At 38.3% G+C, this 13,251-nt stretch carries 12 protein-coding genes; 8 read left to right on the top strand and 4 right to left on the bottom strand.

Annotated elements, in window-relative coordinates:
• Positions 1-78 precede the first annotated feature (78 nt).
• Positions 79-1,551: a ribosomal protection-like ABC-F family protein gene (abc-f, locus tag E4O04_RS00145; RefSeq protein ID WP_253708839.1), complete on the top strand. Its 1,473-nt coding sequence runs from the start codon at positions 79-81 to the stop codon at positions 1,549-1,551.
• Here the strand turns inward: abc-f and E4O04_RS00140 are convergent.
• The 4 genes from E4O04_RS00140 to E4O04_RS00125 all read right to left on the bottom strand — a co-directional run bounded on the left by E4O04_RS00140 (position 1,517) and on the right by E4O04_RS00125 (position 6,136).
• Positions 1,517-1,873: an arsenate reductase family protein gene (locus E4O04_RS00140; RefSeq protein ID WP_253708836.1), complete on the bottom strand. Its 357-nt coding sequence runs from the start codon at positions 1,871-1,873 to the stop codon at positions 1,517-1,519. The two genes, abc-f and E4O04_RS00140, sit on opposite strands and share 35 nt — an antisense overlap.
• Positions 1,874-2,044: 171 nt before the next feature.
• Positions 2,045-3,928 (bottom strand): tetratricopeptide repeat protein, encoded by a 1,884-nt coding sequence (locus E4O04_RS00135; RefSeq protein ID WP_253708833.1) that lies wholly within the window; start codon positions 3,926-3,928, stop codon positions 2,045-2,047.
• 4 nt (positions 3,929-3,932) lie between these two features.
• The gene (gene pta, locus E4O04_RS00130) at positions 3,933-4,940 is read right to left on the bottom strand and encodes a phosphate acetyltransferase (RefSeq protein ID WP_253686609.1); all 1,008 of its coding nucleotides are present in this window, start codon (positions 4,938-4,940) and stop codon (positions 3,933-3,935) included.
• Between the two features lie 122 nt (positions 4,941-5,062).
• Positions 5,063-6,136: a biotin--[acetyl-CoA-carboxylase] ligase gene (locus E4O04_RS00125; protein ID WP_253708831.1), complete on the bottom strand. Its 1,074-nt coding sequence runs from the start codon at positions 6,134-6,136 to the stop codon at positions 5,063-5,065.
• An 86-nt stretch (positions 6,137-6,222) separates the two neighbouring features.
• On the opposite strand from E4O04_RS00125, the gene E4O04_RS00120 reads away from it, so the two are divergent.
• The 7 genes from E4O04_RS00120 (at position 6,223) to E4O04_RS00090 (ending at position 13,241) form a co-directional block, all read left to right on the top strand.
• Positions 6,223-7,875: an AMP-binding protein gene (locus E4O04_RS00120; RefSeq protein WP_253708828.1), complete on the top strand. Its 1,653-nt coding sequence runs from the start codon at positions 6,223-6,225 to the stop codon at positions 7,873-7,875.
• 144 nt (positions 7,876-8,019) lie between these two features.
• Complete coding sequence (fabF, locus tag E4O04_RS00115) at positions 8,020-9,255, top strand: beta-ketoacyl-ACP synthase II (protein ID WP_253708825.1); 1,236 nt, start codon at positions 8,020-8,022, stop codon at positions 9,253-9,255.
• A gap of 140 nt (positions 9,256-9,395) precedes the next feature.
• Positions 9,396-9,902 carry a YcxB family protein gene (locus E4O04_RS00110; protein WP_253708823.1) on the top strand — a complete coding sequence of 169 codons (507 nt, stop codon included), beginning with the start codon at positions 9,396-9,398 and terminating at the stop codon, positions 9,900-9,902.
• A gap of 359 nt (positions 9,903-10,261) precedes the next feature.
• Positions 10,262-10,687, top strand: a complete 426-nt coding sequence (locus E4O04_RS00105) for an HIT family protein (RefSeq protein WP_253686591.1) — start codon at positions 10,262-10,264, stop codon at positions 10,685-10,687.
• A 66-nt stretch (positions 10,688-10,753) separates the two neighbouring features.
• Positions 10,754-11,590, top strand: coding sequence for a PD-(D/E)XK nuclease family protein (locus tag E4O04_RS00100; protein ID WP_253708821.1), 837 nt, complete (start codon positions 10,754-10,756; stop codon positions 11,588-11,590).
• A gap of 107 nt (positions 11,591-11,697) precedes the next feature.
• Entirely contained in the window at positions 11,698-12,432 is a 735-nt protein-coding gene (locus E4O04_RS00095; protein ID WP_253708819.1) for a hypothetical protein, read from the top strand.
• A gap of 29 nt (positions 12,433-12,461) precedes the next feature.
• Positions 12,462-13,241 (top strand): hypothetical protein, encoded by a 780-nt coding sequence (locus E4O04_RS00090; RefSeq protein ID WP_253686587.1) that lies wholly within the window; start codon positions 12,462-12,464, stop codon positions 13,239-13,241.
• Positions 13,242-13,251: the final 10 nt, after the last annotated feature.

Genomic DNA, 13,251 nt, shown 5'->3' with positions numbered 1-13,251 from the left:
TATCTAAAATGAATAACTAAACATTCTTCAAAATGTAAAATATTGTCTCAAAACTAATATTAATTTTAAGGAATGTTTATGTTAATAGATGTTAAGAATTTAACCTTTGCTTATTATGGTTCGGCGGAACCTGTTTTTGAAAATCTTAATTTACAGTTGGATACGGATTGGAAGCTCGGTCTTATAGGCAGGAACGGCTACGGGAAAACCACCTTTTTAAATTTACTCCGGAACAAACTCGAATATTCAGGGAAGATTATCTCTCCTGTCAGCTTTGAATATTTCCCTTATGTTCTCGAAGAAAAAAAGACCGTCCGCGAGGCGGTTTTTTCCCGACTACCTCATCTCGAAGACTGGCAGCTTGATTGCGAGCTTTCCCTATTGGAAGTTTCTGACGAAATTGCAGACAGGCCCTTTAAAACTTTAAGTTCGGGCGAGCAAATTAAGGTGCTGCTTGCTGTTATGTTTTTACATGAAAACGCGTTTATGCTGATTGATGAACCTACAAATCACTTGGATGCTTACGGACGAACCGCTGTCGCCGATTATCTAAAAAAGAAAAAAGGTTTTATTCTTGTTTCGCATGACAGAGATTTTTTAAACCGGACTGTTGACCACGTTTTAACAATCGAAAAAAATAAAATATATGTTCAAAACGGCAACTATGACACTTGGGAAGAAAATAAAATCCGGCAGGATAATTTTGAGATTGAAAAAAATATCCGGCTGCGGAAAGAAATCAAACGCCTCAAAGAAGCGGCCCGCCAAAAGGCCGGTTGGGCTGACTTAAAAGAAAAAACAAAATCAGGACAAGGCCCTTGTGACAGAGGTTTTATATCGCACAAAGCCGCTAAGCTGATGAAGAGGGCAAAAAATATCGAGCGGAATGCGAATAAGGTCGTTACCGAAAAAGAAAAGCTTTTAAAAAATATCGAGAGGATCGAAGACATTCCTATGAGGCCTCTCCATCATCACGCAAAGCACCTTATTGAAGCTTCCGCGCTTTCAGTTTCTTATGGCGGTAAAAAGATTTTTTCACCGGTCGATTTTTCCCTTGAAGCCGGAGGTGTTTTAAGCCTTAACGGAAAAAACGGAGCGGGAAAATCAAGCATTTTAAAATTACTGATGGGAGAAAAAATAGAATTTTCCGGAATCTTAAAAAAAGCGCAAGGGTTAAAAGTTTCTTATATCCCGCAAAACTTTGATTTTTTAAAAGGCCCGCTTTTCGATTTTATAGAAGAAAGCAATATAGACAAAACAATTTTTTTGACAACTTTAAGAAAGCTAAATTTTCCGCAGGACAATTTTGACAAGAAAATGGAAACCTATTCGGGCGGTCAAAAAAAGAAAGTGCTGCTGACCCATTCAATCTGCGAGTCGGCCCATCTCTATATTTGGGACGAGCCTTTAAACTATATCGACGTTATTTCCCGTCTTCAAATCGAAAGGATGATTTTAAAGTACAGCCCCGCAATTATCTTGGTAGAGCACGACAAAAAATTTAACGAAAAAGTTTCTACCGATTTTGTAGAGCTGCTTCCCAATCCTTAGGTTTAAAACCGATGAGGACAGAAGTTTCGGTAATTAACAAGGGGCGTTTTACCAACATACCGTCGCTTGCGAGAAGATTATACATTTCTTCTTCGCTCATATTCGGTAATTTTTCTTTAAGGTTTAAACCGCGATAAACCAAACCGCTTGTGTTAAAAAATTTCTTTAAGGGCAGGCCGCTCTTTTTATGCCATTTTTTAATTTCGGCAGCTGTAGGATTTTTCTCCTTGATATATCTTTCTGTATAAGAAAGCCCGTGATCATCGAGCCATTTTTTTGCATTTATACATGTAGTACATTTCGGATAATAAATAAAAATCATCTTTCCTCCATAAAAACTTTTTGCAGGAAATAGCAATTTCCGAAAAAAGTTTTTTCAAGTAGTTTTGCAAAGCAAAACTACATATAATGCGATGTTTTGTGCAAAGCACAAAACTCGAAGATAAACAGTGAGGCTGAATTTCTGCCGAACTGTTTATCACTCCTCCATAAATTACTTCCCGTAAGCCTTTTCCAAGAATTCGGCTGCATGTTTATTTTTAGGTTCTTTTTCCAATATATATTGAAAAGTTTTTATTGCATCTTCTTTCTTTTTTAAACGCATTTGAAGGATTCCCTTAATAAGCAGAGAATCGTTTTTAATTCCGAACATTTTTTCGGCAGCTTTTAATAAGTCGAGGGCAATCTTTGTTTGCCCCATCTTATCAAGGCAAAATACAAGATTATGTAATAAAAGCCTTTCTTCCGGCTTAGCCCTAAGCATCTTTCTGTAAAGAATAGCGGCTTTTTGGTACTGCCCTGCCCTTCGGCGGAACAAGGCAAGCTCAGGATCAAAATTAACTTTTTCTCCTTGGCTCATCAAAATTTCAAGGTGGTTGCCGGCATCTTCCCAACGCTCGCATTTTTCCAAAAATAGTACGTAGTCCCGCCTTATGTAAATATTCTTTCCCCATTCCTTTAGATAGGCTTCATAGGCCTCATCGGCTTCTTTATTTAATTGTAAATTTTCGTAAGAGGCGATAATTCCTATTTTAGCTTCCTCATCTTTTTCATTGATGCTTAAAGTTCTTTCATACCAGTTGAGAGCCAAATCGGGCATGTTAAGTTTTATGTAGCAGCAGCCCATGGCATTAAAGATTGCCGAATCGGCTCTTCCGTTTTGAATAAGGGCTTGAAGATGCGGTAAAACCTCTTCAGGCGGATTATCGATATGGGCGGCGGTAATTATTTTATAATAATAAATATCGTCCGCATCGCAGGAGCCTGCAGCTTCGGCACGCAGAATTGCAGCACTAAGTTCTTCCCATCGGTATGCTTCTTGGAGGGAAAGCATTATGCCGTAATGCGGATAAGGATTTTCGGGCTCGTGTTCAAGAGCACATTTATAATGGCCTAAGGCCGTGTTGGTGTTCCCCATAGAACGCTGAGCTTCGGCAGCAAGAAGCCTGATTTCGGCATCGCTTCCAAAACTTTTTATAAAGATGCGGGCAGCAACGGCAGCCCTTGAATAGTCGCCCCGTTCCATGTGTTTTTTGATAACGCCCATCGCAAAAAAACGGTCCGAGACTCCGTCATCGGGAATTTCAATTCCCAGCTTTGCAAAGTCTTCGGCGGCTCCTGCAGCATCGCCCAGCTGCATCTTTATCATTGCAGGATACCATTTTAGGGCCGGATCATCGGGCTCGAATTCGCAGGCAGCCTCGTACTGGCCCAGGGCTTCGGGAAGATAACCTTCCATTTTAAGGGCGTGTGCAAGATAAAGGCGCGGAGCAACCCCGTCTATCCCGTTTTTTATTGCAAAGCTGAACATTTGGCGGGCCATATCCGCGTTGCCGCCTCTTAATTCATAGACACCTTCAACAAAAAGAGAGTTTAAATATCCGGCATTCAGCCGTGCATCGGAAGGAGCAAATTTTAAGGCTTCTTCAAATGTTTCGCGGGCAAGCCGAGGCTTTTTCCATTTTAGATAGGCCGAGCCCAGCATTGCCCTTGTTTCAAGAGGATGAGGATTGAGCTTTAAGCTTTTTTCAAGGCAATAAACAGCCTTGTCATACTGTCCCGCGGCCAAATAGGAGCGGCCCAAAAAAAAGAAGCCCATAGGAAGACTTGTGCTATTTGCAGCAGGGTCCGATGAGCACCTTTTAACGTAGGCCTTACCATAGGCTATGGATCTGCCGTAATTGTTTACGGCAGCCCAAGCCCTGGAAAGATATAAATATATTTCGGGATTTCCCTTTTTTTCGCCGTAAAAGGGAGAAGATACTTCGGCTAAGCCTTCTGCGGCAAGTTTTTCTAAAATTAAAATTGAAGTCTTATAGTCGCGTTTTTTTCCGGCTTCAATGGCTTCATTTATAAGCGCATTTACAGACTTAGCCATAGGTTTATTTTCTTCCGGCTTGAACCAAGGTTACAGCCGAGGTGGTGATTATGTCGTCTACCGAGCAGCCTCTGGAAAGGTCGGATATTGGTTTTGCAAAGCCCTGGAGGAAGGGACCGAGGGCCTCTGCTCCGGCAATCCTTTGTACCAGTTTGTATCCGATGTTTCCGGCTCCAAGGTCAGGGAAGATCAGGGTATTGGCCTGTCCCTTGACGGGAGAATCGGCGGCCTTCTTTTGCATAACGGAAGGAACTATAGCACAGTCCAACTGAATTTCTCCGTCAAAGACAAAGTCGGGTTTTCTTTCCTCTAAGATTTTTACGGCTTCGCGGACACGCAAAATATTTTCATCCTTGTCGCCTCCCGAGCCCTTTGTAGAAAAGGAGAGCATTGCAACAACGGGTTCAACTCCTGCAAAGGTTCTACAGCTCATGGCAGCAGAGCAGGCAATGTCGGCCAACTGTTCTGAACTGGGGGTAGGAATTACGGCGCAGTCCGAAAAGATAAAAACTCCGTTTGCTCCGAGTTTGGGATTTTTTGTGTCCATCAAAAAACATGAAGAAGCGGTTTTCATTCCGGGAAGAGTACCGATAACCTTTAAGCCTGCACGGAGAACGTCGGCTGTTGTGTTTAAGGCTCCTGCAACCATTGCATCTGCCTTATCTTGAACGAGCATCATTGCGGCAAAACCGAGTTCTGCACTCATATCTATTTTAGCCTGTTCGAGGGTCATGCCCTTGGCCTTTCTTTTTTCGTAATAGCTTTCGGCAAAGGAATCAAGCCACTCGGATTTTTTGGGATCAATTACCTTAATTCCGTCCAGCCTTACTCCTGCTTTAGAAGCAGCTGCAGAAACAGCCTCATCAGAACCGATTAAAAAAAGTTCCGATACCAATTTTTCATCTACGATAGATCGGGCTGCTTTAAGAGTCCTTTCTTCAGTACCCTCAGGCAAAACAAGGCGGTTAGCATATTCTTTTGCCTTTTTTTTCATTTCGTCTACAAAACTCATAACTTTATCTCCTAAATCTTTTCCGCATGTTTAAATCGGACTAACAATTTTTTACTTGCACTGTATTTTAGCATGTTTTAATGTTTATGTCTAGCAAAATGCCGACACTAAAAATAAAGTTTTCAAGACTCAAACTCCAAACTCACCTCACCCGAAATCAGCTCTCCCTTTTTTCCTTCTTCGTTTTCTATAATAAGATGACCTAAATCGCTGATTCCAAGAACCAAGGCTTCATAGGGGGCACCGGTAAAGGGCAAAACCCTCACATTTTTTCCTGTAAGGAGGGATAGGCCCTTATATTCTTCCATTAATTTCTCTTTAGACTGAAGGCCGTAAAGAGCTTCGATTAGACTCGATATAATAGAAGAAGCCAAGGCGTTTCGGCTGAAGGAAGAAGTTTCTTTAAACGGAATACACTCTTTACCGGAAAGAGAGAAAGTCTCACTAAAAAGTGCTCCGGCTTTGTTTTTAAGTTCGGGAGGAAAATTCGATTCTTTTACGTTGAGGCCTATGCCTATAATTACGGCCTGTACTGAAGAGGTTTCCATATCGATAATTCCTTCGCTTAAAATGCCGCAGATTTTTTTTCCGTTGAGATAAATATCGTTTACCCATTTTATTTTTGGAGCAAAGGCCAATTCCTGTAAACAGCGGCAAATGACTACTGCCGAAATTGCCGTATAAAGGCTTGGATCGGGAGCTTCCTTTTTATTCTTTGCAGGAAGATATGGACAGAAAATAAGACTAAAATAGAGGCCTGCTCCTTCAGGCGAATAAAAATTTCGCGAAAAGCGGCCCCTCCCTGCAGTTTGATGCTCAGCAAAAAGAAGAGTTCCATGGAGAGACTCTGCATTATTAGAAGAATTCAACCGCCTTTTCGCCTCGGTGTTTGTAGAATCTATTGTCTTAAAAACTTCGATTTTGCTGCCGCAAACAGATTCGGCAAGGCGGGATAAGTTCTTTTCGATAAAAAAAGCGTTTAACACATCGGAAGAAGACTTTAGGACATAGCCCTTGTTCTTTCCGCCTTCGATATCATAGCCTTCACTCCGCAGTTTTTGTACGGCCTTCCAAACGGAAACCCGCGAAAGCCCCAAGCGCAAAGCAGCTTCTTCGCCCGAAAGAGGTTTTCCGTTTTGCTCTATCAGCATATCCAAAAGGATATCGCTCGTTGTCCTTGATATAAGCTCTCCCATAAAGCCAAATTCTAGCATATTTTTCCTTTTTTTTCTATTGCAACCTTTTGGAAACAGCCTTGTCTATTATTTTATAGGGTGAAACTATGTTTTATAAAGAATATATAAACTATATTGAAAGCGATGATTGGGAAACCGTACATAACTCTTTTTCAGTCAAAGCTCCCGAAAATTTTAATTTTGCTTATGACATAATAGATAGAATGGCGAAGGAAAGCCCTGAAACGGAAGCCCTCGTCTGGTGCGACGAAACCGAAGAAAGGATTTTTTCGTTCGGAGAATTGGCAAAACAAATAAATAAGACGGCAAACTTTTTTAAGGCGATGGGGATAGGAAAAGGCGACACGGTTTTGCTTTTTTTGAGAAGAAGATACGAATTTTGGTTCGTTCTTCCGGCTCTGCACAAGATCGGAGCCATAGCCGTCCCTGCGACGGTTCAGCTTGCAGCCCACGACATTGAGTACAGAATTCAATCCGCCAATATAAAAATGGTCATGGCCGTACAAGAAAAAAACTTGCAGGAAGAAATTCAAAAGGCTGCCGAATCAGCCTATAATAAGCCCCTTCTTGTTTGGGTACATGACGAGATGGAAGGCTGGATTTCCTTTGATAAGCTTGTAAAAAATATGAGCGATGAGTTTACGCCCCCCGCAGGAGAAGCCTATCCTTGCGGAAATGACACGGCTCTTTTGTACTTTACTTCCGGCACTTCGGGTAATCCCAAAATGGTAGAACATAATTTTCTATATCCGCTCGGGCACATAGCAACGGCAAAGTTTTGGCAAAATGTAAAAGAAGGCGGAAGGCATTTAAGCGTTGCGGAAACAGGCTGGGCTAAGGCCATGTGGGGAAAGATCTACGGGCAGTGGCTTTGCGGTTGTTCCGTCTTTGTGTACGACATGAAAATGTTCATCCCTAAAAACATGCTCGAAAAACTATCGAAATACAAGGTAACTTCATTTTGCGCTCCGCCGACGGTTTACAGATACTTAATCCGCGAAAAAATAGAAGACTATGATTTATCTTCTCTCGAAGAGTGCACAACGGCTGGCGAAGCCCTGAGCATGGATATTTTCAACACCTTTAAAGAAAAAACCGGATTGGAGCTGCGCGAGGGCTACGGCCAAACGGAACTTACCCTCACAACCGGCACCTTCCCGGGAATGAAAATAAAACCCGGCTCGATGGGAAAACCTGCCCCCGGCTATGAAATAGATATTATCCGCCCCGACGGTTCTTCTTGCGAGGCAGGAGAATCGGGAGAAATAATTCTGCGTCTGGATAAAAAAGTTCCCTTCGGAATGTTCGGCGGCTATTATAAAAATGAAGAAAAAACGGCAGAAGTTTTTAAGGACGGAGTTTATCACACGGGAGATGCAGCCTATAGGGATGAGGACAGCTATTTTTGGTTTGAAAGCCGAACCGATGACCTTATAAAAAGCTCCGGCTTCCGTATAAGCCCCTTCGAGGTGGAATCGGTTTTGCTTCAACACCCGGCTGTTTTTGAATGTGCGGTAACCGGAGTTCCCGACCCAAAAAGAGGACAGGCTGTAAAGGCCTTTGTTGTTTTAAACAAAACGTACAAGCCGAGCCAAGCCTTGGAAAAGGAGCTTATGTTCTTTGCAAAGAAAAATGCAGCCCTTTACAAGGCTCCGCGCTCTCTCGAATTTGTAGAAGCCCTGCCTAAGACCCACAACGGAAAGATAAGCAGGGCCGCAATAAGGAGTCAAAAGGCTTGATAAGGCCTAACTTGACATAGAAGCCCTAAGCAAGTACACTTTAGGCAGCATAGGCTTAAAACGGCCTATTTAAAATGAAATACCTTGTTCTTTTTTAGGAACAATAAAAATTAGCGAAAAATTGACGCAAAAAAAGGAGTTTATATGAGAAGAGTTGTAATTACAGGCCTCGGTGCCGTAACCCCCATAGGAAACACTCTTGATGAAACATGGGAAGGGATCAAAGCAGGTAAATGCGGAATCGGAAAAATTACCCAATTTGATTGTACCGATTTTAAGATTCAAATAGCGGCAGAAGTAAAAAACTTTGATGCTTCACAATTTATGGATAAAAAAGATGCACGCAAAATGGCCCGCTTTACCCAATTTGCCGTAGCGGCAGCCGTTCAAGCCATGAAGGATGCAGGCCTTTCAAAAGAAAACATCGATGCAAACCGAACAGGCATCATACTAGGAAACGGCATAGGCGGTTTTGAAATCTACCAAGAAGCCTTTAAAAAATATTTTGAAGTTGCTCCCGACCGTATTCCTCCTATGACCGTTCCCCTTCTTATCCCGAATGAGGCAGCCGGAAACATAAGTATGCAGTTCGGCATAAAGGGACCGTCTTGGACCTTGGCCACAGCCTGTGCCTCAGGTACCGATGCCCTCGGAAACGCCCTAGACCTTGTACGCTCAGGCCGTGTAGATGTTTGCGTTTCGGGCGGAACGGAATCTACAATTACAGGTTTCGGAATAAGCGGCTTCACAATCCTACAAACCCTCGCCTCAGGTGATCCTGCCAAGGCTTGCTGCCCCTTCGACAAAAAGCGTTCGGGCTTTGTAATGGGTGAGGGCTCAGGCATTCTAATCCTTGAAGAATATGAACACGCCAAAAAAAGAGGAGCCAAAATATACGCAGAGTTTGCAGGCTATGGAGCCTCTTCCGATGCCTACCACTTAACCAGCCCCGACCCTTCAGGAGACGGAGGGGCTTTAGCCATCACAAATGCCTTAGCGGATGCAGGCGTAAAACCTGAAGAAGTTCAATACTATAACGCTCACGGAACTTCAACACCGATCAACGACCCCGCAGAAACTGCAATGATTAAAAAAGCCTTCGGAGACCATGCATATAAAATGAAGATTTCTTCAACCAAGTCGATGATAGGCCACTGCCTCGGTGCCGCAGGAGCTCTTGAAGCTATTTTCTGTATAAAGGCAATGGAAGAAGGATTTTATCCCCCGACCATCAACCTAACCGAACCCGACCTTGAAGCAGGCTGCGATTTGGACTATGTTCCGAACAAGGGCGTCAAAGGCGAAATAAACTGCGCCGCCTCAGGCTCCCTCGGCTTCGGAGGCCATAACGGTGTCGCAATCTTTAAAAAAATAAAATAAGAGGTTTATTTTAAAAAGCGGTAAACAAATAAGATAAAACCGTTCAGAATGTATATCCAACATTTTGAATGGTTTTTTATTGGTTGAAAAAGATGAATTTTTTTATAAAATGCTTTATACTATAAAGACAGGAGTGAAATATGGAAAAATCTATAACTTTTAGAATTAGCATAAAAGAATATTCAAAATTTTTATTAGAAGCTTTCTTTTATCAAAAATATTTTTTATTTTGTTATTTAATTGTTCTGATAGTACAAATACCTTCAATAATGGAAAATCCTTCTTTTTCATTTATTATTACCACTATTATAATGGCATTTATACCAACACTTTTTTTATTTATTCTATATTACTTTCTGATAATCTTGTACAGCAGATATGTTTATAATCGAGATCCTGTATTAAAATCAGAAATTACAATAAAATTTAACGAATACGATTTAGAAGAAATAACTAAATACAGTTCATATAAATTAAAATATCGTGATATATACAAAATAAAAATCCTAAAAACCATACTACTCATTTATATTAGTCCTGCAAGAGTATTTATTATCCCTAAAAGTCAAGACTATGATATAAAAGAAATATATCCGGAATTAAAAAAATTAATGGAAAAAACAAAGAGCAGCTCACCCTGTGAATGATATACAAAACAATTTATTGTCATTAAATATCACCCTCTGCCATATTCACCCCTTAGTCAGATTAGTTATACTCCGATTGATTATAAACATTGTTCAACTACTATTTTATCATTTATCTACCGCGCTGCATAACCTCGCTGAGCTAGATTTTGCTGCGGCTTTTACTCTATACCTGTGGGCATTTTTCCGGTTTGTGGTGATTCCATTGTGCCATAGCTTTTTGCTATGGCTAGGGGGTACCTTCTCTGGTTTGTGGACACACAAATGCTTTTTCTTACTTGAAAAAAATGAGGTATTGATGTAGGATTAAGGATGAAGAAGTTTTGTTAAGAGCATAATCTAAATAGGAGACAGCAAAAATGGATAATTGTATATTTTGTAAAATTATAAAGGGAGAAATACCCGCAAGTAAGATTTATGAAGATGATGATTGCTTAGCATTTTTGGATATTCAGCCTGTAAACGCAGGCCATGTATTAATAATTCCCAAAATACACGAACAATACATATATAAAATCGATGACAAGATAACATCTAAAATGTTTATGGTAACAAATAAAATTAACAAAGCAATACGTCAGTCTAAAATAAAATGTGAGGGTATTAACTATTTTTTAGCAGATGGAGAAGCGGCCTTTCAAGAAGTGAGCCATGCTCATATACACTGTTTCCCAAGATATAAAGATGACGGATTTAAACTACAGTTTTCTGAAAGGTACTATAATCACAAGCCGAATAGAGAAGAATTAGAAAGAGTAGCTAAGGAAATACGAGAAAATTTGTAAAGTAAAACAGTATACCTTTATAATTTTTTGTGTGTGCTATAGCAATACTTTAAGCATGGAGAAAAAATGGAAAAAATAAAATCATTGTTTGATTTATACAATCGTAAAGAAACCAGTTTATCAAGAACTTTGGCTTGCTTATTTTATTCTGACTATAGGGTAATTCGAGAAATTATAAAAGGCGAAAACTTTAAATTTAAAAAGGAAGATGTTAAGACACTAGAAGTTTATTATGAGCCCAGTTTTGGTTCTGCACGTTTTGATATCCTTTGTTTAAGCAAGAATTATGCAATAGTTATAGAAACTAAAATAGGGCTAAGCACTGTTGGACAAGATCAAATGAATAGGTATTTAAAAATTCTTGAAAATTACAGTCAGCCGAAAAAGATTCTTATATTGCTAACACAGTATAATAATCAAATTGAATTTTCAGCAAACACTAATGTAAAGATTCTGTATAAAGAATGGAAAGAAATATATGAAGTAATCAAAAAATACAACATAACTATAAATATCGCAGATGAATTTGATAGTTATCTTACAGGGAGTCAAAATATGAAAATATCGGATATAGACATATGGGCGGTTGTCATCAATAAAGATGCTGAGATCAAAAGAATAGAGGAAGACCTTGTTTATAGAAATGACAATTATCACCAACCAATATTTATCGGGATTCGTGAATGGGATACAGATGCAAAAAAAGTATTGATAAAAAAATTATATCCCGTAAAAGAAATTATACCGCCTAAAACCCCTCGTTCTCGTATTTATAATTCTGATGATGATAAAGCATACATCTATGTTTTGGATAATCCGCTAATATTGAAAAAACCAATATATAAAAAATTCAATCAAAATTCAGCTATAAGCGTAAGTTTTTCTGATCTAGAATTTGCATAATATACACTTCCCGATAATAATTTATTATTTTATCGTCATCTTGTACTTCTTGCTCAAAAGATATACAATAATGCTAATATAATATTCATAAGCGTAGGAGATATAAAATGAAAAAAATATCGTTTGAATTAATCAAAAAAATTGATTTTGTGTTGATTTTTATTTTCTCGATTTTAGGAATTGTTACATGGGTTATTATTATGATAAGTATATTTGACCCATTTAGAAGCCGCCACAGCGTATCAAATGAAGTCGCGATCGTTGAACTTGATAATAAAGAAGAAATACGGGAATATATAGAATTCAATGAAAAGATAAAAGATGTTTTTATTTTTAACCTTAAAAGCTCTAAAATAAAAGCCGATGGGCTGTATGATGATATACCTAAAGTTTCTCTTAAATCAAGCCCAAGTTTTTCGGCAAAATCCGGTAATGAAGGAATTACAAACTTAATTTTTATAAAAGATAAAAATTACGAAGAGTATAACCTATTTGAATCAAATATTTTTATATATAGATATCGATTTGCTGAAAGCTCAAACAGAAATAACATTTCTTGCGATAAAAATATTTATGCTGTTGTAAATGAAGACACAAACAACGATAAAACTCTAAATACAAAGGATAATGTAGCCTTATACGTTTCCGATTATGACGGTAAAAATTTAATTCAAGTTTCAAACTCGGTATATAAGGTTAGAATTACAGACAACAACCAACTTTTATTCACTGAACATGATGGAACGGTTTTGACGTTTTTTTTGTATGATATTGATTTAAATAAAAAAACAAAATTAAAGTCAATCGAGCAAGAATATCCGGAAAAGGAGATTTATCTATAATTATTAAGAGTATTAAATTGAGGGCAAAAATGAAAAATCTTAAAAATTTACTTTTATTGTTATCGTTATTTCCGGTCTTTTCATGCAGTTATAATAATATAGTAAGTATAATAGCTCCGCATGAGGAGATAGAGATTGCAAAAGAATATATATCTAAATTTAAAGAAAAAGATTTTAACTTTATATATGAAAATTCAGATGAAAATATAAAAAAACAGCTTACGCAAGAAACATTTAATAATATTGAAACACTTATCCCAAATTCAAAAGTAAGTAATATCATAATGTTAGGCTCACATAAAAAAATACTAAATGAGCAAACTTATTATGAGTTTTTATTTGAATATGAATATCAAAATAAAGAATTTCGAATTATATCCTTAAACTTTAAAAAAGAAAACACGCTAATACTACAGGGCTTTCGTATAACAGCGGCTCCTGATTCACAAAAAAACATAAACAAATTCACATTAAAAGATAAAACATGGAAACACATTACTATTCTTTTACTCGCAATTTTAATGCCGTTATACTCCATATTTATTTTTGTTTTATGTATAAAAACTCCTAAGTTTAAAAAGAAAGTATTATGGTGTATTTTAATCTTGTTTGGCATATTTTCTGTCTCAATAAACTGGACAACAGGCAGTATAAATTTATCTTTTTTTGCTATTTATTTTTTATCTGCATCAGCAATGGCGGCAAGCCCATATGCAGCATGGAATATAAGTTTTTCAATACCTTTATTTGCAATTTTATTTTTATTTAAAAGAAAAAAACTTATTAAAAATAACCAGGTGCAAACCTGATTGAAAAACA

The organism is Treponema sp. OMZ 799 (assembly GCF_024181365.1).
In the GTDB taxonomy this organism is placed as follows: Bacteria; Spirochaetota; Spirochaetia; order Treponematales; family Treponemataceae; genus Treponema_B.
This window is presented reverse-complemented; position numbering and strand designations above follow the sequence as displayed.

Excerpts from the sequence above, each read along its gene's own strand:
- E4O04_RS00140 (WP_253708836.1), bottom strand. The coding sequence starts at position 1,873 with ATGATTTTTATTTATTATCCGAAATGTACTACATGTATAAATGCAAAA.
- fabF (WP_253708825.1), top strand. The coding sequence starts at position 8,020 with ATGAGAAGAGTTGTAATTACAGGCCTCGGTGCCGTAACCCCCATAGGA.
- E4O04_RS00110 (WP_253708823.1), top strand. The coding sequence starts at position 9,396 with ATGGAAAAATCTATAACTTTTAGAATTAGCATAAAAGAATATTCAAAA.
- abc-f (WP_253708839.1), top strand. The coding sequence starts at position 79 with ATGTTAATAGATGTTAAGAATTTAACCTTTGCTTATTATGGTTCGGCG.
- E4O04_RS00090 (WP_253686587.1), top strand. The coding sequence starts at position 12,462 with ATGAAAAATCTTAAAAATTTACTTTTATTGTTATCGTTATTTCCGGTC.
- E4O04_RS00105 (WP_253686591.1), top strand. The coding sequence starts at position 10,262 with ATGGATAATTGTATATTTTGTAAAATTATAAAGGGAGAAATACCCGCA.
- E4O04_RS00095 (WP_253708819.1), top strand. The coding sequence starts at position 11,698 with ATGAAAAAAATATCGTTTGAATTAATCAAAAAAATTGATTTTGTGTTG.
- E4O04_RS00100 (WP_253708821.1), top strand. The coding sequence starts at position 10,754 with ATGGAAAAAATAAAATCATTGTTTGATTTATACAATCGTAAAGAAACC.
- E4O04_RS00120 (WP_253708828.1), top strand. The coding sequence starts at position 6,223 with ATGTTTTATAAAGAATATATAAACTATATTGAAAGCGATGATTGGGAA.
- E4O04_RS00135 (WP_253708833.1), bottom strand. The coding sequence starts at position 3,928 with ATGGCTAAGTCTGTAAATGCGCTTATAAATGAAGCCATTGAAGCCGGA.
- pta (WP_253686609.1), bottom strand. The coding sequence starts at position 4,940 with ATGAGTTTTGTAGACGAAATGAAAAAAAAGGCAAAAGAATATGCTAAC.
- E4O04_RS00125 (WP_253708831.1), bottom strand. The coding sequence starts at position 6,136 with ATGGGAGAGCTTATATCAAGGACAACGAGCGATATCCTTTTGGATATG.